The following is a 19378-nucleotide window of genomic DNA, read 5'->3' as shown; positions in this document are numbered from 1 at the left end:
GGGGATGGAGCGGGCGCATGCGGTCGAAGATATCTCTTTCGATCTGAAGCGCGGCCAGATCCTGTGCGTGATCGGCGAATCGGGCTCGGGAAAATCGGTCACGGCGAACACGGTGATGGGGCTGCTGCCGCCGGCGATCCGCGCCACGGCGGGCTCGATCACCGTCGAAGGGCGCGAGGTGCTGAACGCGCCGCCGAAAACCATCCGGGCGATGCGGGCGCGCGATGTCGCGATGATCTTTCAGGACCCGCTTTCGGCGCTTAATCCCTTGATGACCGTCGGCGACCAGATCACCGAGGTCATGCGCGCCCACGGCGTCGGCACCCCGGCAGAGCGCAAGGCGCGCGCCATCTCCCTTCTCACCGAGACCGGCCTGCCAGAGCCGGAGCTCATGTATCACCAATATCCGTTCAGGCTCTCTGGCGGGCAGCGGCAGCGGGTGATGATCGCAATGGCGCTGACGCTCGAGCCGTCAATCCTGATCGCCGATGAGCCGACCACCGCGCTCGACGTGACGACACAGGCGCAGATCCTCGAACTGATCCGCGAAATTCAGCGGCGCAAGGGGATGAGCGTCATGTTCATCACCCATGATTTCGGCGTCGTGGCCGAGATCGCCGACAGTGTCGTGGTCATGGAAAAGGGCCGGATCGTCGAACAGGGCCCGGCAGACAAGGTGCTGCGCGCGCCCGAGCATCCCTATACGCAACGGCTGATCGCCGCCGTGCCGCATCTCACCGATGAGGACCGCGCGCAGCAGGGCAGCCCCGCGCCGGTGCTGACCGCAGAGAAGCTGGTCAAGACCTATGTCAGTGGCAACCGCTTCCTGGGCAGCCAGCGCATCACGCGGGCGGTGCGCGACGTGTCCTTCGAGCTTTTGCCGGGCCGCACGCTCGGCATTGTGGGCGAGAGCGGTTCGGGGAAGTCCTCGCTCGGTCGGCTGATCGTCAAGCTGATGGAGAGCGATGGCGGGCGCATTCTCTTCGAGGGCAAGGATATCGCGGCGATGAGCGAGGCCGAATTCAGGCCGATGCGGCCGAAGATACAGATGATCTTTCAGGACCCGTTCAACTCGCTGAACCCGCGCTCGACCATTGGCCATATCCTGACTGTCGGCCCCATCGCGCATGGGATGCGCCGCGCCGATGCCCGGCGCGAGGCCGAGGCGATGCTGCGCCATGTCGACCTGGATGAGGGGGCTTACGGGCGCTATCCGCATGAATTCTCGGGCGGTCAGCGGCAGCGTATCGGCATCGCCCGCGCGCTGATGTTCAAGCCGCGCGTTCTGGTCGCAGATGAGGCCGTCTCGGCGCTTGACGTGTCGATCCAGGCGCAGATTCTGGAATTGCTCAACCGGGTCCAGCAGGAGACCGAGGTGGCGATGATCTTCATCACCCATGATTTGCGCGTGGCCAGCCAGGTTTGCGACGATATCGCGGTCATGCAAAAGGGGGAAGTCGTCGAATATGGGCCGCCGTCGCGGATCTTCCGTGATCCGCGCTCGCCCTATACGCGCCAGCTTGTCGCCGCCATCCCCGGAGAGGAGCGGCAGACCGTCTCGGCCTGAGACAGCCAAGAAACACGGGCCGGACCGGCCCGAGTCACCACAAGGGAGGATGACCATGACCACAAGGAAAACAGGAACCACGCGGCGCGGTGCGCTCGGACTGATGGGCGCTGCGGGCACGGCAGCGCTGCTTGCGCCAAATCTGCTCGGCCGACCCGCTTTCGCACAGGAACCGCCCGCCGCGCCGACCGGGCGCGTGATCGTCGGACTTTCTCAGGAACCGACCGTCTTCAACCCGCTCATGGTCAAGATCGAAGTCGATGACGGCGTGCATTTCGCCCTGTTCGACGCGCTGTTCCGCATCAATCCCGAGGGCGAGATCGTACCCAACCTGGCCACCGAAGTGCCGTCGCAGGAAAATGGCGGCATCTCCGAGGACGGTCTGGAGTGGCGCATCAAGCTGCGCGACGACGTCACCTGGCATGATGGCGAGCCCTTCACCGCCGAGGATGTGAAATTCACGCTGGAGCTGATCGTCAATCCGGATTTCCGCGCCTGGCGGACCACCGGTCATTCGCTGCTGCGTGACATCACCGTCGTGTCGCCGACCGAGATCACCTGGCGGATGGAAGAGCCCTTCTCGCCCTATCTCAACTTCCTCACCGAGACCTTCATGGTGCCGAAGCACATCCTCGAAGGTGCCGAAGACCCGAATACAGCCTCATTCAACGAGGCTCCGATCGGCACCGGGCCTTTCAAATGGAGCAACCGTGTCGCGGGGGACAATATCCAGCTCAGCGCCAATACCGAATATTTCGGCGAAGGCCCCTATCTCGAAGAGCTGATTTTCAAGTATATTCCCGATCTGACGGTGCTTTATACCCAGTTCAAAAGCGGCGATATCGACGTTGTGGGCCGCCAGTATATCACCCCGGACAACTATGCCGAGGCGCAGACCCTGTCCGACCGCGTGATCGAGGTCGTGCCCGCAAGCTCGGTCGAGGGGATCTATCTCAATCAGGAACGCCCGCAATTCCAGGATCTCGCCGTGCGTCAGGCGCTTTACGCGGCCATCGACAAGGCCTCGATCATCGACGCGCTCTATTACGGGTTGCCGACACCGACAGAGACCTTCATGCCGCAGGCCTCGTTCTATTATAACCCGGACCTCCCGCAGCAAGAATTCAACCTCGACGAGGCCAACCGGATCCTCGACGAAGCCGGCTGGGAACGCGGCGGCGACGGGATCCGCGAAAAGGACGGCGTTCGTCTGGCCTTCGAAAACTCGACGACGTCGGGCAATCACCTGCGCGAGCAGACCCAGCAATTCCTGCAACAGACCTTTCGCGAGATCGGCGTCGAGATGACCATCTCGAACCTGCCCGCCGCGGTGATCTGGGGCGAGTTCTGGCAGCAATCGCAGTTCGATTCCGTGGTCGTTGGCATCACCTATCTGATCGGCACCGACCCGGATGTCACAAGCCGCTTCGGGTCGAACTCGATCCCCGCCGCGGGCGGATCCGGCTCCAATGTTGCACAATATCGCAATGAGCGGGTGGACGAGTTGCTGGCACAGGGCACGCAGGTCTTCGACCCCGAAGAGCGCAAGGCGCTCTATTTCGAGGTTCAGGAGATCATCCGCGAAGATCTGCCCTTCCTGCCGCTTTACGCCAATTCCGAAGTGCGCGGCTGGAAGGCCGGGCTCGAGAACGTGACGCCCAACACCAACACGCGGACCGAATCGTGGAACGCCGCAAGCTGGTACTGGGCGGAATAAGCCGTGGCCGCCGCCCCGCCTGACACGACGGGGCGGCGGCTGATCCGCAAATCACCAAGGCGCAAGGGGGTGACATGCTCGGCTTTCTGCTGAACCGGCTCTGGCAGAGCCTCGTGCTGCTGATCATCGTCTCGATCGTCGGCTTCACGGTGCTGAACCTGATCCCGGGTGGCCCGCTGGCGCAATTCGCGCTGGACCCGGGAATGACCCAGGCCGATATCGACCGGCTGGCCGAGCAGATGGGCCTGGATCGCCCCCTGCCCGTGCAATATCTGGACTGGGCCGGACATCTGGTTACCGGGGATTGGGGCCGCTCGTTCCGCGATGGGACACCGGTCTTGCAGGTCATCATGCGGCATCTGGGCGCGACGCTTCTGCTGATGGGCACATCGACCGCCATCGCCATCGCCGTGGGCACATGGCTGGGCATCCGTGGCGCGACGCATCGCTATTCGACCTTCGATTACGTGGCAACGATCGGCGCGATGGTCGCGCTGTCGATCCCGACCTTCTGGTTCGGACTGGTCGGCATCTATATCTTCTCGCTCGAACTCGGCTGGCTTCCCGCCGGCAACATGTACACGATCGGCGATCAGTCCGTTCTGGACTATCTGCACCACCTCATCCTGCCCAGCATCGTTCTGTCGCTGGTCAATGTCGCCATCTGGAGCCGCTATATGCGGACCGCGACGCTCGACGTCATCAACCAGGATTTCGTCAAGACGGCCCGCGCAAAAGGGCTGAGCGAGCGGCGCGTGGTGATGAAACATGTCGTGGGCAACGCGCTGCTGCCCATGATCACGCTCGCTGGGATGCAGCTTCCCAATATCATGAGCGGCGCGCTTGTCACCGAGACCGTGTTCACATGGCCCGGCATGGGACGTCTGTTTCTCGACAGCCTCGGTTACAGCGACTACCCGGTGGTCATGGGGCTGCTGATGTTCTCGGCGCTCTTCGTCGTGATCGGCAACCTCATCGCCGATATCGTCGTCGCGCTTGTCGATCCGCGCATTCGTCTCGGCTGAAGCGGTGGAAAGGAGCTTTCATGTCTGACGCCCTCACCGATCCCGCCCCGAGGCAACGCTGGTGGAACAGCCGCGCCGCGCGGCGTTTCCGTAATCACCGGCTGGCGCTGACCGGGCTGGCGATGATTACGCTGCTGACGCTGGCCTGCGTCTTCGGGCCCTATCTGCTGCCCTATGATTCACTCTATATCGACCTGCGCGCACGTTTCGCGCCGCCGTTGACCGGGGACCATTATCTCGGCACCGACCCGCTGGGGCGCGACATCGCCGCGCGGCTGCTGATGGCGGGGCGGATTTCGCTGCTCGTCGGCTTTGCTGCGATGCTGCTGTCGACGGCGATCGGGGCGCTTGTCGGGATCCTCGCCGGCTATCGCGGTGGCTGGACCGCGACCATCCTGATGCGGCTGACCGACGCATTCCTTGCCTTTCCGTCGATCTTCCTCGTTCTGGTTCTGGCCGCGCTGATGGAACCGTCGCCGGTCATGATCACCATCATCATCGCCGTCACCAGCTGGATGGAGATCGCCCGCATCGTCGAGGCCGAGACCCGTTCGCTGCGCGAGCGCGAATTTGTCGAGGCCGGGCGGATGCTGGGGCTGAGCCAGTGGCACATCATGTTCCGCGAGGTGCTGCCCAACGTGATCGGCCCGATCATCGTGGCCGCCAGCCTGACCGTCGCCCGCGCCATCCTGCTCGAAGCCTATATCAGCTTTCTGGGCTACGGGATCCAGCCTCCGTTGCCAAGCTGGGGGAACCTGCTGAACGGGGCGCAGCAATATCTGGGCAGCGCGCCCTGGCTCGCCATCGTGCCGGGCATCGCGATCACCATCGCCGTGACCAGCTTCAATTTTATCGGTGACGGGCTGCGCGACGCGCTCGATGTGCGCAGCGATCCGGTGTGATCGTCGCGGAAGCGTGGCGGAAGAGGCGGGAGTCGAACCCACCGGAGACGCCGCGCGCCCCCCTCCGGATTTGAAGTCCGGGCACCCCACCGGGAATGTCGCTCTTCCGCGGGCGACGCTATACCGGGTTGGTCCGCGCGGCAAGCGGACCTGGATCGGTTGCGCAATCGGCATCGCTCAGCTTCGGCAGCTTCATCCGCGCCCGCACCCGGACCGAGATCCGGTCGATCACCGCGCTTGAGAATGCGATGGCGATCAGCAGCACCACCGCGCGGTCGATGCGCAGCTCGGCCAGGGCGCTGTCGATGAAGAACCCGAGCGTGGCGATGCCGAGAATGCCCATCACGGCACTTTCGCGCAGGATGATCTCCCATCGGTAAAGGCACAAGGCCAGGAAACGCCCGAAGATGCGCGGAACCAGCTCCCACCCCCAGAGAAGCAGCCCGCGCGGATGGTCGGCGCGCAATCCGGGGATCAGCGCATCGGCCTCGCGCCCGAGAAGATGGCCGATGATCGCGCCGTTATGCAGCCCGAGCGCCAGGATCGCGGGCAGGAGCGACGGCCCGAAGATTTGCAGGAACAGATAGGCCAGCATATATTCCGGCAGGCTGCGCAGCACGACCAGAGCCAGATGCCCGATCACGCTGCCCCAACGCCCGGCAATGGCGGTGATGGTGCTGCCAAAGCTGAGAAATGCGATCAGCCCGGTCAGCACGAGCGCGATCTGCGTCGCGATCAGCGTGTTCCACAACCCCGGACCGATCTCGGACAGCGTGATCTCCTGCAACCACGGTATCAGCCCGGCCGGACCCTCGCCGCCGCGCAGGGGCTGCGGGATGATGTCCTGCGACAGGAAACGCCACAGCGCGCCCTCGCCCATCGGCGGCGCGTTCAGCGTGGCCAGCATCGCGACCGACGCCACGATCCACAGCGGCGCGAGACGCGGGCGCATCCACCATCTCAGCGTCGCGATCATCACGATGTAACAGATCAGCACCGCCGAAGCCGCGCCGTAATCTCCCTTGCGGAAGAAACTGTCCAGCTGAAAGCCGAGCGTCGGCAGCCCGATGAAGCCGATCACCGCGCTCGCCCGCATTCCGCATTCCAGCCGATAGAGGCAATAGGCCAGCATCGGGGCGCGGATCAGCGGCATGGCGGCATAGGCAAAGCGCGAGACCGCATCGCTGCGTGGCGGCAAGGCGCAAGACGGGCGCGGATCGGCCTCTTCGATCTGTTCGGCAAAGACCTTGGCAAAGATCCCCGCATAGGGCAGCGCCAGCGCCAGCACTCCCGCCGGGGCGCCAATGCCGATGGCCTGGATCAGCAGCAGCGCCCAGAAGATCTCATGCACCGAGCGCAGCGCCACGCAAAGCGCCCGCGGCACGGCACGGTCATAGAACGGGGCGAGGGCCAGCCCCGCCGCAGCGCCCAGCGCCACCCCGGCCACGGCGAAGGCCACGGTCATCGCCAGCGCACGGGAAAGCGCCTCGACCGCGCCGAAATCGGGCCGGGCGAACCCGGATAGCATCCGGCCGATCATCGCCCACGGATCATGGCCCGCGAGTTCCAGATCCGCGACCGGCAACGCAAGGACCGCGACGGCGGTAAACCCCGCCACCACGCGCATGGGCGACAGCCGCTCAGCCATAGAGCGCCGCGATGTCTCGATCATCCAGCCTGCTCGCGGGTCGGTCGAACATGATCCCGCCATCGCGCAGCCCGACGATGCGGGTGGCGAATTCCCGCGCGAGCGTCACGTCGTGCAGCGCAATCAGGGCCGTGTCGAACCGCCCCGCGATGAGCCTCAGCGCCTCGCGGGACCGCACCGGGTCGATGGCCGAAACCGGCTCGTCGGCGAGAATTGCCCTGCCCCCGCGATAGAGCGCCCGTGCAAGTGCGGTGCGCTGTTGCTGGCCGCCCGAAAGCGCCTCGACCGGGCGCTCGGCGAGCCCGGCGAGACCGAGCTGCGACAGGATCGCCTCGATCTCGGCCCGGATCTGGCGCGGCAGAAAGATCAGACGCGACAGGTTGACCGCCGCAGTGTGATCGTCGAGCCGACCCATATAGACATTGCGCCGCACCGAAAGCTGCGGCACCAGACCGTGATGCTGCGGGACGAAAGCCACGCGCGCGTCTTGCCCGGCAAGCTGCGCGTAAATCGCGTTCAGCAGGGTGGATTTCCCTGCCCCGGACGGACCCAGCAGAACGACGCGCTCGCCGGGCTCCAGCGAGATGCTGATCCCGCGAAGCACGGTTTTCCCGGCATAGCCAAGCGTGGCGTCATCCAGCCTAACCATCATTCGATCAGGCCAAGCTCCCGCGCGACGGCTTCGATCGGGGCGTAATCCGCATTCTCGGCGGGGACGAAGCCCGAGCGCGGGAAGCTGGCCAGCAGATCGGGGTCGTCCATATCGAGCAGGGCCTGCTGAACACGCTCGGCAAAGCCCTCGCCGAAGCGCTCATCGACATCGCCGCGAATGGTCCAGTTGTAATCGGGATATGGCGGGGTCTTCCAGATGATCGGCGCGGTCTCGACCTCGGGCAGCCCATCCTCAACCGCCTTGTCATAGACCGAGAAATTCAGCGCCCCGACCTCATAGGCCCCGCTGGCCACGAGACGCAGCGTCTGGGCATGGTCGCCCGAGAAGCCGACACGGTCGAAAAACGCCTCGGGCGCCTCGCCCGTCTCCTGGCGCAGGTGATATTCCGGCATCAACCGCCCCGAGGTCGAGGTCTTGGCACCGAAAGTAAAGCTGTGGCCGCGCATTTCCTGCGGGAAGCTTTCCGAAGGGGTCAGCCCGGTCGCCTCATTGGCGATGAAATAGGTCACGAAGCTCTGATCCTCGACGCCCTGCGCAATGGCCCGCGCCCCCGGCGTCGCCAGCCGCGCCTGCACCCCTGTCAGACCGCCGAACCAGGCCAGCTGCACCTGATCGTTGCGGAAGGCGGTGACCGAGGCGCCGTAATTCTTGACCGGCAGGAAGGCGACATCGACGCCAAGTTCCTCCTCCAGATAGGCAGCGACACGGTCGAAGCGGGTCTTGAGTGCCGTGTCGTCTTCGTCGGGAATGGCCGAGAAATAGAAGGTCTGCGCCCCGGCCAAGGACAATCCGGCCAGAACGAGAGCAGCGGCAGTCAGGGCAGCGCGTAGAAACATGGTGGTCATCCGTTTACGGTGGAACGGCCTGCTTATACCGCGCCGCGATGGGGTTGACGAGGCACGCAACGCGACAGATCCGCATCACGCCGCGCCCGCTCCTCATGTGATTGCGCGGCAGGCGCGGCTGGCTTAGATCAGGCGCCATGCAGGATCTGGACCATATCGCCGTCATCATCACCGCCGCCGGACGCGGCGCCCGCATGGGCGGGCCGCCGAAACAGTGGCGCGAGCTGGACGGCGCGAGCGTCCTCTCGCGCAGCATCGCTGCGTTTGCCGGTTTCGGCCGCATCGTCGTGGTGCTGCATCCCGAGGACATGGCGCGCGGCGCCGAGGAACTTGCCGGGGCGGTGACACTGGTCGCGGGCGGCGAGAGCCGGGCGGCCAGTGTGCGCGCCGGGCTTGAACTGCTAGAGGGCAGCGATGTCACCCATGTGCTGATCCATGACGGTGCCCGTCCCCTGGTCGGGACAGAGGTGCTCGCAGGCGTTCTCGACGCGCTGCGCGCAGGCGCGGTTGCGGCAGCGCCGGGCATCCCGGTCAGCGATGCGCTCTGGCGGGGTGCGAAGGGCAATGTCGCCGGGATACAACCGCGTGACGGGCTGTTCCGCGCCCAGACCCCGCAGGGTTTCCGGCTGGACGTGATCCTCGCCGCGCATCGCACCCATTCGGGCGATGCCGCAGACGATGTCGAGCTGGCGCTGAAAGCCGGATATGAGGTGGCCATCACCGCCGGTTCGGAAGATAATCTGAAACTCACCTACGGGCCGGATATGGACCGCGCCCGCCGCATCATGAGGGGCGCCATGGATATTCGGCTCGGCAATGGTTTCGACGTGCATGGCTTTGACGAGGGCGATCACGTCACGCTCTGCGGCGTTCACATACATCACGATCGCGGCCTGTCCGGGCATTCCGATGCCGATGTCGGCATGCATGCGCTGACCGACGCCATTTACGGGGCGCTCGCCGAGGGTGATATCGGCCGCCATTTCCCGCCCAGCGATCCGCAGTGGAAAGGTGCTGACAGCGAAATCTTCCTGCGCCACGCGGCGGGTATGGCGCGCGAAAAGGGGTTCCGCATCGGCAATGCCGATGTCACGCTGATCTGCGAGGCGCCCAGGATCGGCCCCCATGCCCGCGCCATGCAAGCCCGTCTGGCGGCGATCATCGGCATCGAGCCGACGCGGGTCTCGGTCAAGGCCACCACCTCGGAACAGCTGGGCTTCACCGGGCGCGGCGAAGGGATTGCCGCCATCGCCACCGCCACGCTGATCGGAGGGTGAGAGATGGAAAAGCTGCTCTGCACCTGGTTCGGTGCCGGCCAGATGCGCCCGGCCCCCGGCACATGGGCATCGGTGGTCGCCGTCGCTCTTGGTGTGCTGATCCATTGGGTGGGACATTTCCCGCTGCTGCTTGTGGCAACGCTCGCGGTGACGCTGGCCGGGTTCTGGGCGGTGCCGCGCTATACGAAGGGGATGGAGGATCCCGACCGCTCGGAGATCGTGATCGACGAGGTGGCGGGGCAATGGCTGGCGCTGTGCTTTCCGTCCTTCGGCTTCTGGTATGCCGGGCTCGACGCGACGAATTTTCCCTATCCCGGCTGGCTGGCGGCGCTGATCTTCTTCCGGCTTTTCGACATCTGGAAGCCGTGGATCATTGGCCGGGCGGACCGGCGCGGCGGTGTGCGCGGGGTGATGTATGACGATCTGCTGGCCGGGCTCTTTGCCGGGATCGCGGTGATGATCGCCGCGGCGTTCAGCCATCTGGTGCTGATGTGAGCGCCGCCGCCCTGCTCGACGCGGCGCGCGCGCGCGGGCTGATGATCGCCACCGCCGAGAGCTGCACCGGCGGGCTGATCTCGGCGGCGCTGACGGCGGTGCCGGGATCGTCCGATGTGGTGGATCGAGGCTTCGTCACCTATTCCAACGCCGCCAAGCAGGAGATGCTGGGCGTTCGCGCCGAAACGCTCGAAACATATGGCGCCGTCAGCGAAGAGACCGCCGCCGAGATGGCCGCCGGCGCTCTGGCCCGCAGCGCCGCGGGGCTGGCGGTTGCGGTGACCGGGATCGCCGGGCCGGGCGGCTCGGCGCATAAACCCGAGGGACGGGTCTGTTTCGGCATCGCGACCCAGACAGGGACACAAAGCGAGACGGTCGATTTCGGCGCAATCGGACGGCAGGAGGTGCGCGCAGCCACGGTCGAACATGCGCTGCGGATGATGATGCGCGCGCTGGCCTAGACAGCGGCGCGGCCGGAAGGCCGCGCCCTGTATTCGTCCGACGCTGGATCAGCGCGAGGTTTCGCGTGTCACCTCGCCATTTTCGTCAAGCGTCAGCGTGACAGGCTCACCCTGAGGATTCACCGCCTCGACCGTGGCGCCATCGTCCTGCGGGTTCACGCGGCCAAGATCGGTGTAACCCGCTTCGCCCAGCCGGTCGCGCAGCGCGCCCTCGGGCGACGGTGCAGCGCCCGCATCCGGGGCGGACGCCCCGTCGCGGCCCGGATCGCGCGGAGCGTTACCGCGGCGCTCTGCGTCGCGAGGCCCGTCGCCGCGCGGCCCATCGCCATGCTTGCCACGCTCACCGCGCTGGCCGTCTTTCGGACCCTTATCGCCGCGCATCTCGCCCTTCGGGCCGTGACGCATCCCGTCGCCGCGTTCGAAATGGATCAGCTCGCCCGCGTCATCGAAGGCGATGCGCAGCGCGTCGCCCGACTCGTCCTGACCCGAGATCATCATCGAACCCTCGCGCGTGCCGATGGCATTCAGCTCGGTGATTTCGGCAGTCACGGGGTGGTTGCGGACCGCCTCGGGCAGAAGCGACTCGATCAGCTCATCCGGCAGCGCAGTGCCTTCTGCGGTGCGCGCCGCGACCAGCTCGCCCTCAGGGTTCAGCATCGCGTCGAAATCCTTGCCGCTCTCTGTCAGGCTGCCCTGCAGGATCGTCGAACCTCGCGGCCCTTCGCGGCTTGTGACGTCGCTGAACCCCGGACCCTGAAGGATCTCGGGGATCTCGACCTCGGCAGGATCATCGGCAGGGGCCGGCTGGGTCTGCATCTGCGCTTGCGGCTGATCCCCGGCTTCGCTGCCCGTGCTGCTCTGCGCCATTGCCAGATCGCTGCCGAACACGGCGACGAGAGCCAGGGCGGCCACGGATGTCTTGAAATAATTGCTCATGTCTTTTCCTTTCAAACTCGCAGAGGCATCGCCTCCGATGAAGACGGTCTAGCGAATCGATTGCGAACCATTCACCAATGAGCCATTTGGATTCCGTTTATCTTCACCCGGCTAGGCTTATCGCATGCTTCGCATCGTCCTGACATGGCTGGCGCTGAGCCTGCCACTGGCCGCCGAGCCGCCGCGGCAGCCGCTGCCGCTGCCGCTTCACGACGTCGTGACGATCATCGCTGCGCGCTATGAGGGACGCCTGCTCGCGGCGCGGCTCGACCCGCCCGATCCGTTCGAATATGCGCTCGGCACCGATCTCGTCCACGAGCTGACCCTGATCTCGCCGCAGCGCAACGTGATCCGCATCAGGCTGGACGCAATGACCGGGCGGGTGCTGGATGTGCGCGGGCGCGGGCTGATCGCGGCGCGGGTGCCGCCACAGACGCGAAAGGAGCGATAATGCGCTGCCTCATCATCGAGGATGACCCGACCCTGTCGGACCAGCTTGTGCAGGCGCTGCGCGATGCAGGCTTCGTGACTGACCATGCGTCGGATGGCGAAGAGGGCGAATTTCTCGGCGCGACCGAAACCTATGATGTTGCGGTGCTCGATCTTGGCCTGCCGGGATTGTCGGGGATCGAGGTGCTGGAAAGCTGGCGCGCTCAGGGCATCTCGATGCCGGTGCTGATCCTGACGGCGCGCGGCGAGTGGGCCGATAAGGTGGCCGGGTTCCGCGCCGGCGCCGATGACTATGCGGTCAAGCCGTTCCGGCTGGACGAGGTGGTGATCCGCGCTCAGACCCTTGTGCGCCGCGCGGCAGGCCATGCGCAGCCCGTGATCCCGGCGGGCGCGCTGTCGCTGGACAGCCAGCTTGGCGTCATCACCCGCGATGGAGTGCCTCTGCGGCTGACCGCCTTCGAGACCCGGATCCTGTCCTATCTGATCCATCACAAGAACCGCGTCGTCTCGCGCGCGGAATTGTCGGATCATCTCTATGATGCGCAGGCGGATCGCGATTTCAAATCCATCGAGGTGGTGATCGGGCGGCTGCGCAAGAAGATCGGAGATGGCGTGATCGAGACCCGGCGCGGCGAGGGCTATGTGCTGCGCGCGACCCGATCCGGGCAGAAGGCGGCAGAGGATTGATCGGCTGGCACTCGATCCGGGGACGGCTGTTGTGGCTGTCGGCGGCGTGGCTGACGGCGGCGCTTCTGGCCGCATATCTGGTGATCGGCGGCGTTCTGGAACGCTTCATCACCGCCCGTTTCGATGCCGAAACCGCCGCCATTGCCGATGCCCTGATCGCCGCGACTCGGGCTGACGCGCAGGGGCTGGCGCAGCTTTACGCAGTGCCCGGAGATCCGCGATTTTCGGCGCCGCTCTCGGGCTGGTACTGGCAGATCGCGGCGGATGGCAGCAGCTTCGCCAGTTCCGAGTCGCTTTATGACGGCACGCTTCCGGCCCCGGGCGAGGCGATGGGCGTCGCGGCGCAAGGCCCCGATGGCGCGACGCTGCGACTGACCGGGCGCGCCTTTACCGTTCCCGGCAGCGACGAGGCGCTGAATGTCGTCGTTACCGCCCCGCGCGCCGAAATCGACGCCGCGCTCGCCTCGGTCCGCCATCCGCTGGCGCTCACCCTGGCGCTTCTGGGGACCGGTCTGGCGGCGGCGGTGATCGTGCAGGTGACGGCGGGACTGTCATCCCTGCGCCGGATGGGCCGCGATCTGCGCTCGGTGCGCGAGGGCAAGGCGGCAACCCTGCCCCGCCCGGATGTCTCGGAGCTTCAGCCCGTCGCGGCAGAGATTAACGCTCTGCTGGCTCAGAACCGCGAGCAGTTGTCCCGGACGCGCGAGCAGATCGGCAATCTCGCCCATTCCCTGAAAACGCCGCTCATGTCGCTCCAGGGAGAGCTTGCGCCCGACGATCCCGGTCAAGCCATGATCGCCCGCATGGACCGGCAGGTGGCGTGGCATCTGAAACGCGCCCGCAGCGCCGGAGGGCGGCGGGTGCTGGGTCAGGTCACTCCGCTCGATGCGGTGCTGGACGATGTCCTGCTGGTGCTGCGCCGTCAGCTGGAAGAACGTGGGATAACGGTCATGCGCGATATTCCGGTCGGGCTGACATTGCCGGTCGAACAGGAGGATGCGCAGGAAATGATGGGCAATCTGCTGGAGAACGCCACGAGATGGGCCACGCGCCACATTTCCATCCGCGCCGAGGCCGCGCCCGGCCAGACCCGCCTGCTTATCGCCGATGACGGCCCGGGCATGGCCGATGCGGATCACGCGCGGGCCCTGTCACGCGGCACGCGGCTCGATGAACGCGGCGCGGGGGCCGGGCTGGGCCTGGCCATCGTGGCCGATCTCGCGGCGCTGAATGGCGGCGGATTGCAACTCGGTCGCGATGCGGAACTGGGCGGACTGGCGGCGCGGATCACGCTGCCGGGATAAGCGGCCTCGCCGCCCCTTGCGCATCGGCTGCGCGCGATGCCCCCTGACCGCTCAGCGTTTCGGCCCGAAACGCTCCACCCAGTCGATCAGCTTCGGCAGACTCTGCCGCCTCAGATCATAGCTGTCGAGGATCGTCTGCCGTGCCGCCGCGCGGATCGCTCCGGCCTCCGGGTCGCTGCCGGAGAGCCCGCGGATCAGCGCCTGCGCGATCCGCTCGCAGTCGAAGAACGGCACGAGCCGCCCGTTCTCGCCATCGCGGATCAGCTCTTGCACCGGCGCCGTGTCCGAAGCCACGATATAGGCCCCCGCCGCCATCGCCTCGGTCAGCGACCAGGACAGCACGAACGGATAGGTCAGATAGCAATGCACCCGCGCGAGCTGGATGACCCTCCGGTAATCGCCGTAACTGACCCGGCCCAGAAAATGCACCCGGTCGAGATCGATGCGCCCCCCGGTCTCGGCCAGCATCTTCGCCTTCCAGCTCTCGGCATCGGGCGGTTTGCGGCCATAGCTCACCCCGTCTCCGCCGATCACCACCACCTGCGCCCCGGGCCGCTCTGCCATGACCTGCGGCAGCGCGCGCATGAAGCTGTGAAAGCCGCGATAGGGTTCGAGCGAGCGAGACACATAGCTCAGCACCTCGTCACCCGCGCGCAGCACAAGCCCGCTGGGCAGGGTGAAGCGCGCCTCCGGGTCCGGGCGCATCTTGTCGGTGTCGATTCCGTCATGGATCACGGTGATCTTGCTTTGCAGCTCGGGCGGGAAGCTTTCGGCCTGATAGCGCGTCGGCGAAAGCGCCGCGTCGCATTGCAGGATGCCAAGCGCCAGATGCGCATTCCGCGCCACGCTGCTGAACCGCGCCAGATCGGCATCCTGCGTCGTCTCGGGGTCGAAGGCAACGTCATGCCCGCGCGTGCGATACATCAGCTCGGCATAGATCAACAGCGTCGCATCAGGCCAGATCTCGCGCAGAAACAGCGTCTCGCCCCAGCCGGAATGGCCAAAGATCACGTCGGGCACATAACCATGCCGGTCGCGCAGGGCCCGAGCGCCCCGCGCCGCCAGATAGCCGCGCTCGACGTGATCGGCATAGCTCCGCGCCAGGGACTGGCCGCAGCGCGTCTCGCCCGGGGTCTTGTATTTCACCACCCGCACCGGGCTTGGCCGCTCGTTCTTGAGATCGGTCAGCGCCAGCACCTCATGCCCGCGACGGGCGAGCGCGGGGGCGAGATGCAGGAACTGACCGGGAAAATTCTGGTGGACGAACAGGATCTTCATGACGCCTTGTCGCGGAAGGCGGCGTTCATCAGCGTTCGCGTATAATCGCTTTTCGGCGCATCAAAGATCTGCGCCGTGCTGCCCTGCTCGACGACTTCACCGGCGCGCATCACCATGATCTGATGCGACATGGCGCGCACCACCCGGAGATCGTGGCTGATGAACAGAAAGGCCAGCCCGTGATCGCGTTGCAGCCGGCGCAGCAACTCGACGATCTGAACCTGCACGGTCATGTCGAGCGCGCTTGTCGGCTCGTCCAGCACGACCACGCGCGGGCGCAGGATCATCGCCCGCGCGATCGCGATGCGCTGGCGCTGCCCGCCCGAGAACTCATGCGGATAGCGATGCATCGATTCGGGCTTCAGCCCGACCTCCGCCATGATCTCTGCAACCATCTCGCGGCGGTTGCGCCCCTTTTCGATGCCGTGAACCCCCAGCCCTTCGGCGATGATCTCTTCCACCGTCATGCGGGGCGACAGGCTTCCGAACGGGTCCTGGAACACGATCTGCATGTCCCGGCGCAAGCGGCGAAGCTGGCGCGCCTTCCAGTCGGAAATATCGTCGCCAAGATAAAGGATCGGCCCGTCGCTTTCGATCAGCCGCATGATCGCCAGCGCCAGCGTCGTCTTACCCGAACCGGATTCACCCACGATCCCCAGCGTCTCGCCCGCGCGCACCGAGAGCGAGGCGCCGTTCACCGCCTTGACGTGACCGATGGTGCGGCGCAGGAAACCGCGCTGGATCGGGAACCACACCCTGAGATCCTTGGTCTCGACCAGTGTCTCGGCCCCCTCGGGCAGGTCGAGGGCGCGTCCCTGCGGCTCGGCGGCGAGCAGTTTTCGGGTGTAGGGGTGGCGCGGATCGTCGAAGATCGCCCGGGTCGGCCCCTGCTCGACGATGACCCCGTCCTTCATCACGCAGACCCGGTCCGCAATCCGCCGCACCAGCCCGAGATCATGGCTGATGAACAGCATCGACAGCCCCTCTTCGCGCTTCAGCTCGTCCAGCAGGTCGAGGATCTGCGCCTGAATCGTCACATCCAGCGCGGTGGTCGGCTCATCCGCGATCAGAAGCTCGGGACCGTTGGCCAGCGCCATGGCGATCATCACCCGCTGACGCTGCCCGCCCGAAAGCTGATGCGGATAATCGGCAAGCCGGGTCTCGGGATCGCGGATCCCGACCCGCGTCAAAAGCTCGATGATCCGCGCCCGCACCGCCGGACCGCGCAGCCCCTGATGCAGGCGGATGCTTTCGGAAATCTGCTTCTCCAGCGTGTGCAGCGGGTTCAGCGAGAGCATCGGCTCTTGAAAGATGAAGCTGATATCGTTGCCGCGGATGCCGCGCAGCAGCTTTTCCGGGGCGCCGACCAGCTCGCGCCCCTCGTAAGAGATATGACCGTCCAGCTTCGCCGAGTCGCCCAGAAGCTGCACCGTCGACAGCGCCGTGACCGATTTGCCCGAGCCGGATTCGCCGACAAGCGCCACGGTTTCGCCGCGCCCGATCTGAAAGCTCACCCCGCGCACCGCCGGGATGACGTTTCCGTCCTGGCTGAAGCTGATCCGAAGATCGCGCACATCCAACACCACGTCATCGGGCAGCCCGCCGGGATGGACCACCATCTCATCGGCATTGGGCGGCGGCGCGGTGCCGGTCTCGTCGGCGGGCTGGTCCACCTCGTGTTCAACATCCACCGGCGGAGGCGGCATACCGGGCGCAAGATTCTCTGTCTCGATCTCGGGGGGCAGATGCGGGTCTTTGTCGTCGGGGCGCGTCATTTGAAGGTCTTTCGCGGGTCGAACGCATCGCGCACGCCTTCGAAGATGAAGACCAGAAGCGACAGCATGATGGCGAAGGTCAGAAAGGCGGTAAAGGCCAGCCAGGGCGCCTTGAGATTCTGCTTGGCGACGAGCGCCAGCTCGCCCAGGCTCGGCGCGCTCGTCGGCAGGCCATAGCCCAGGTAATCCAGCGCCGCCAGCGACGAGATGGTGCCGGTCACCACGAAGGGCAGCATGGTCAGCGTCGCCACCATCGCGTTGGGCAGGATATGACGGAACATGATCTTGCGGTCCCCCACCCCGAGGGCGCGCGCGGCGCGGACATACTCGAAATTCCGCGCCCGCAGGAACTCGGCGCGCACGACGGCCACAAGCGCGGGCCAGCCGAACAGGATCATGATGAAGACCAGAAGTCCGAAGCCGCGCCCGAAAATCGCGAACATGATGATGATGACATAAAGCACCGGGACGTTCTGCCAGATCTCGAGGATGCGCTGCATGATGATGTCGGTACGCCCCCCGAAATAGCCCTGCACCGCGCCCATCGCCACGCCGATCACCGAAGCGATCGATGTCACGATCAGCGTGAACAGCACCGAAGTGCGGAATCCATAGATCGTCCGCGCCGCGACATCGCGCGAGGTCGCGTCGGTGCCCAGCCAATGATCGCCGTCGGGCGCGCTCGGCGCCGGACCGACATTGTTGGTCGTGCGGTAGTGATAGGGAATGATCGGCCAGATCATCCAGCCTTTCTCGTCTTCGGAGATCTGCGCGCTGCCATCCTCGACCGCGGCGATGAAGCCTTCGGGATCGTCCCAGCAATCCTCGCGCCCGCCCGACACGATCAGGCATTGCACCGCCGGATCGGTATAGACCGCCTCGGTTGCGAACTCGCCGCCGAATTCGGTCTCAGGGTAGAAGCGATAGATCGGGAAATGCAGCTCGCCGCGATAAGAGGCGATGATCGGCTTGTCATTGGCGATCAGCTCGGCAAAGAGCGACAGCCCGAACAGGATCGAGAACAGGATCAGCGACCAGAAGGCCCGCTTGTTCGACCGGAAATTGCGCCAGCGGCGGCGGTTGAGCTCGGACATCGCCATCAGCCGGCCCTCTTCTCGAAATCGATCCGGGGATCGACGATCACATACATCAGGTCAGAGATCAGCCCGATCACCAGCCCGAGCAGCCCGAAGATGTAAAGCGTTCCGAAAACCAGCGGATAGTCGCGCTGCACCACCGCCTCGAAGCCCAGACGGCCAAGCCCGTCCAGCGAGAAAATCGTCTCGATCAGGATCGAGGCGCCGAACAGGATCGCCAGCAGCATCCCCGGAAACCCCGCGATGATGATCAGCATCGCGTTGCGGAACACGTGACCATACAGCACACGCCGCTCGGTCAGCCCCTTGGCGCGGGCGGTCATCACATATTGCTTGTTGATCTCGTCGAGAAAGCTGTTCTTGGTGAGCAGGGTCAGCGTCGCAAAGCCCGAAATCGACATCGAAATCACCGGCAGCGCGATATGCCAGAGATAGTCCTTGATTTTGCCGAACAGCGACAACGTCTCGAAATCGTTGCTGGTCAGGCCCCGCAGCGGAAAGATCTTCCAATAGGTGCCGCCCGCAAACAGCGTGATCAGCACCACGGCGAACAGAAAGGCCGGGATCGCATAGGCCACCACGATCGCGCTGGAGGTCCAGGTGTCGAAAGGGGTGCCGTCGCGCACCGCCTTGCGGATGCCGAGCGGGATCGAGATCAGATAGGCCAGCAGCGTCGACCACAGCCCGAGCGTGATCGAGACCGGCAATGTGCGCAGCACCTCATCGACCACCCCGGCCGAACGGAACCAGCTCTCGCCGAAATCGAAGGTCAGGTAATTCACCAGCATCATGCCGAAGCGGCGGGCCGCGCCGACCTGTTCCTTCCGGCATTGCTCGGCCTCCAGGCTAGGCTCTCCGGTAAAATCGTCCTCGCAAACGATTTCGGCAAAGCCCATCTGCAATTCCAGCTCATCGAGAAGCTCGGGCGGCAGGCCCTGCGCGCCGGCATATTCGATGCCGCCGCCCCCGCCGCCGCTGCTGTCGGCGATATTTGCGAAACTGTCGCCCTCGCCCTGAACCCGCGCGATCACCTGCTCGATCGGACCGCCCGGCACGAACTGGATCAGGGCGAAATTCACCAGCATGATCCCGATCAGCGTCGGAATGATCAGCATCAAGCGCCGAAGGATATAGGCTGCCATGCCCCTTTGCCCGCTTTTTTTCCCGGCCGGTTAACATCGCAATGCCCCGGCCTTGTTTCCGTGTTCCAGCCTTGTCCGCCGGATCGGCCCAAAAATCAA

General features: G+C 65.4%; 18 protein-coding genes and 1 tRNA gene. 10 read left to right on the top strand and 9 right to left on the bottom strand.

Annotation, left to right across the window (positions count from 1 at the left end):
• The first annotated feature begins 4 nt into the window (after positions 1 to 4).
• The 4 genes from PAF18_RS04830 (at position 5) to PAF18_RS04815 (ending at position 5211) form a co-directional block, all read left to right on the top strand.
• Positions 5 to 1567 (top strand): dipeptide ABC transporter ATP-binding protein, encoded by a 1563-nt coding sequence (locus PAF18_RS04830; protein WP_434802250.1) that lies wholly within the window; start codon positions 5 to 7, stop codon positions 1565 to 1567.
• 55 nt (positions 1568 to 1622) lie between these two features.
• Entirely contained in the window at positions 1623 to 3284 is a 1662-nt protein-coding gene (locus tag PAF18_RS04825; protein WP_271117484.1) for a peptide ABC transporter substrate-binding protein, read from the top strand.
• Positions 3285 to 3358: 74 nt separating this feature from the next.
• The gene (locus PAF18_RS04820) at positions 3359 to 4309 is read left to right on the top strand and encodes an ABC transporter permease (RefSeq protein ID WP_271117483.1); all 951 of its coding nucleotides are present in this window, start codon (positions 3359 to 3361) and stop codon (positions 4307 to 4309) included.
• 20 nt (positions 4310 to 4329) lie between these two features.
• Positions 4330 to 5211, top strand: coding sequence for an ABC transporter permease (locus tag PAF18_RS04815; protein WP_271117482.1), 882 nt, complete (start codon positions 4330 to 4332; stop codon positions 5209 to 5211).
• 14 nt (positions 5212 to 5225) lie between these two features.
• On the opposite strand, the gene PAF18_RS04810 is transcribed toward PAF18_RS04815, so the two are convergent.
• From PAF18_RS04810 to PAF18_RS04795, 4 genes are all read right to left on the bottom strand, one after another.
• Positions 5226 to 5319 (bottom strand) — tRNA-Sec (locus tag PAF18_RS04810).
• Between the two features lie 10 nt (positions 5320 to 5329).
• The gene (locus tag PAF18_RS04805) at positions 5330 to 6859 is read right to left on the bottom strand and encodes a PhnE/PtxC family ABC transporter permease (RefSeq protein WP_271117481.1); all 1530 of its coding nucleotides are present in this window, start codon (positions 6857 to 6859) and stop codon (positions 5330 to 5332) included.
• Positions 6852 to 7511, bottom strand: coding sequence for a phosphonate ABC transporter ATP-binding protein (locus tag PAF18_RS04800; protein WP_353620682.1), 660 nt, complete (start codon positions 7509 to 7511; stop codon positions 6852 to 6854). The genes PAF18_RS04805 and PAF18_RS04800 overlap by 8 nt, the downstream gene beginning before the upstream one ends.
• Positions 7508 to 8368, bottom strand: coding sequence for a putative selenate ABC transporter substrate-binding protein (locus PAF18_RS04795; protein WP_271118056.1), 861 nt, complete (start codon positions 8366 to 8368; stop codon positions 7508 to 7510). The genes PAF18_RS04800 and PAF18_RS04795 overlap by 4 nt, the downstream gene beginning before the upstream one ends.
• A 146-nt stretch (positions 8369 to 8514) precedes the next feature.
• Here PAF18_RS04795 and PAF18_RS04790 point away from each other — a divergent pair, with 146 nt between their 5' ends.
• From PAF18_RS04790 to PAF18_RS04780, 3 genes are read left to right on the top strand one after another with little or no spacing between them, the layout of a single operon-like run.
• Entirely contained in the window at positions 8515 to 9654 is a 1140-nt protein-coding gene (locus tag PAF18_RS04790; protein ID WP_271117480.1) for a bifunctional 2-C-methyl-D-erythritol 4-phosphate cytidylyltransferase/2-C-methyl-D-erythritol 2,4-cyclodiphosphate synthase, read from the top strand.
• A gap of 3 nt (positions 9655 to 9657) precedes the next feature.
• Positions 9658 to 10149 (top strand): phosphatidylglycerophosphatase A family protein, encoded by a 492-nt coding sequence (locus PAF18_RS04785; protein WP_271117479.1) that lies wholly within the window; start codon positions 9658 to 9660, stop codon positions 10147 to 10149.
• Positions 10146 to 10610, top strand: a complete 465-nt coding sequence (locus tag PAF18_RS04780; RefSeq protein WP_271117478.1) for a CinA family protein — start codon at positions 10146 to 10148, stop codon at positions 10608 to 10610. The genes PAF18_RS04785 and PAF18_RS04780 overlap by 4 nt, the downstream gene beginning before the upstream one ends.
• Positions 10611 to 10658: 48 nt before the next feature.
• Here the strand turns inward: PAF18_RS04780 and PAF18_RS04775 are convergent, their stop codons facing one another.
• Positions 10659 to 11546 (bottom strand): hypothetical protein, encoded by an 888-nt coding sequence (locus PAF18_RS04775; RefSeq protein WP_271117477.1) that lies wholly within the window; start codon positions 11544 to 11546, stop codon positions 10659 to 10661.
• Between the two features lie 124 nt (positions 11547 to 11670).
• Here PAF18_RS04775 and PAF18_RS04770 point away from each other — a divergent pair, with 124 nt between their 5' ends.
• From PAF18_RS04770 to PAF18_RS04760, 3 genes are read left to right on the top strand one after another with little or no spacing between them, the layout of a single operon-like run.
• Positions 11671 to 11997 carry a PepSY domain-containing protein gene (locus PAF18_RS04770; RefSeq protein ID WP_271117476.1) on the top strand — a complete coding sequence of 109 codons (327 nt, stop codon included), beginning with the start codon at positions 11671 to 11673 and terminating at the stop codon, positions 11995 to 11997.
• Positions 11997 to 12683 (top strand): response regulator transcription factor, encoded by a 687-nt coding sequence (locus PAF18_RS04765; RefSeq protein WP_271117475.1) that lies wholly within the window; start codon positions 11997 to 11999, stop codon positions 12681 to 12683. The genes PAF18_RS04770 and PAF18_RS04765 overlap by 1 nt, the downstream gene beginning before the upstream one ends.
• Positions 12680 to 13987 carry a sensor histidine kinase gene (locus tag PAF18_RS04760; protein WP_271117474.1) on the top strand — a complete coding sequence of 436 codons (1308 nt, stop codon included), beginning with the start codon at positions 12680 to 12682 and terminating at the stop codon, positions 13985 to 13987. The genes PAF18_RS04765 and PAF18_RS04760 overlap by 4 nt, the downstream gene beginning before the upstream one ends.
• Before the next feature lie 51 nt (positions 13988 to 14038).
• Here PAF18_RS04760 and PAF18_RS04755 read toward each other — a convergent pair whose 3' ends face one another.
• The 4 genes from PAF18_RS04755 to PAF18_RS04740 form a co-directional block, all read right to left on the bottom strand.
• The gene (locus PAF18_RS04755) at positions 14039 to 15265 is read right to left on the bottom strand and encodes a glycosyltransferase (RefSeq protein WP_271117473.1); all 1227 of its coding nucleotides are present in this window, start codon (positions 15263 to 15265) and stop codon (positions 14039 to 14041) included.
• Positions 15262 to 16884, bottom strand: coding sequence for an ABC transporter ATP-binding protein (locus tag PAF18_RS04750; protein WP_271118055.1), 1623 nt, complete (start codon positions 16882 to 16884; stop codon positions 15262 to 15264). Before PAF18_RS04750 ends, PAF18_RS04755 begins: the two co-directional genes overlap by 4 nt.
• Before the next feature lie 152 nt (positions 16885 to 17036).
• A complete protein-coding gene (locus PAF18_RS04745; RefSeq protein WP_271117472.1) occupies positions 17037 to 18140 on the bottom strand; it encodes an ABC transporter permease in 1104 nt (367 codons plus the stop codon).
• Entirely contained in the window at positions 18140 to 19279 is a 1140-nt protein-coding gene (locus PAF18_RS04740) for a microcin C ABC transporter permease YejB (protein WP_271117471.1), read from the bottom strand. The genes PAF18_RS04745 and PAF18_RS04740 overlap by 1 nt, the downstream gene beginning before the upstream one ends.
• Positions 19280 to 19378 lie beyond the last annotated feature (99 nt).

This window comes from Paracoccus sediminicola, from assembly GCF_027912835.1.
Classification (GTDB): Bacteria; Pseudomonadota; Alphaproteobacteria; order Rhodobacterales; family Rhodobacteraceae; genus Paracoccus; species Paracoccus sediminicola.
This window is presented reverse-complemented; position numbering and strand designations above follow the sequence as displayed.

Bases quoted from the DNA above. Each gene is read 5' to 3' on its own strand.
- PAF18_RS04750 (WP_271118055.1), bottom strand. From the start codon at position 16,884: ATGGTGGTCCATCCCGGCGGGCTGCCCGATGACGTGGTGTTGGATGTG.
- PAF18_RS04825 (WP_271117484.1), top strand. From the start codon at position 1,623: ATGACCACAAGGAAAACAGGAACCACGCGGCGCGGTGCGCTCGGACTG.
- PAF18_RS04800 (WP_353620682.1), bottom strand. From the start codon at position 7,511: ATGATGGTTAGGCTGGATGACGCCACGCTTGGCTATGCCGGGAAAACC.
- PAF18_RS04830 (WP_434802250.1), top strand. From the start codon at position 5: ATGGAGCGGGCGCATGCGGTCGAAGATATCTCTTTCGATCTGAAGCGC.
- PAF18_RS04785 (WP_271117479.1), top strand. From the start codon at position 9,658: ATGGAAAAGCTGCTCTGCACCTGGTTCGGTGCCGGCCAGATGCGCCCG.
- PAF18_RS04815 (WP_271117482.1), top strand. From the start codon at position 4,330: ATGTCTGACGCCCTCACCGATCCCGCCCCGAGGCAACGCTGGTGGAAC.
- PAF18_RS04775 (WP_271117477.1), bottom strand. From the start codon at position 11,546: ATGAGCAATTATTTCAAGACATCCGTGGCCGCCCTGGCTCTCGTCGCC.
- PAF18_RS04770 (WP_271117476.1), top strand. From the start codon at position 11,671: ATGCTTCGCATCGTCCTGACATGGCTGGCGCTGAGCCTGCCACTGGCC.
- PAF18_RS04745 (WP_271117472.1), bottom strand. From the start codon at position 18,140: ATGGCGATGTCCGAGCTCAACCGCCGCCGCTGGCGCAATTTCCGGTCG.
- PAF18_RS04765 (WP_271117475.1), top strand. From the start codon at position 11,997: ATGCGCTGCCTCATCATCGAGGATGACCCGACCCTGTCGGACCAGCTT.
- PAF18_RS04805 (WP_271117481.1), bottom strand. From the start codon at position 6,859: ATGGCTGAGCGGCTGTCGCCCATGCGCGTGGTGGCGGGGTTTACCGCC.
- PAF18_RS04755 (WP_271117473.1), bottom strand. From the start codon at position 15,265: ATGAAGATCCTGTTCGTCCACCAGAATTTTCCCGGTCAGTTCCTGCAT.
- PAF18_RS04820 (WP_271117483.1), top strand. From the start codon at position 3,359: ATGCTCGGCTTTCTGCTGAACCGGCTCTGGCAGAGCCTCGTGCTGCTG.
- PAF18_RS04795 (WP_271118056.1), bottom strand. From the start codon at position 8,368: ATGTTTCTACGCGCTGCCCTGACTGCCGCTGCTCTCGTTCTGGCCGGA.
- PAF18_RS04740 (WP_271117471.1), bottom strand. From the start codon at position 19,279: ATGGCAGCCTATATCCTTCGGCGCTTGATGCTGATCATTCCGACGCTG.
- PAF18_RS04790 (WP_271117480.1), top strand. From the start codon at position 8,515: ATGCAGGATCTGGACCATATCGCCGTCATCATCACCGCCGCCGGACGC.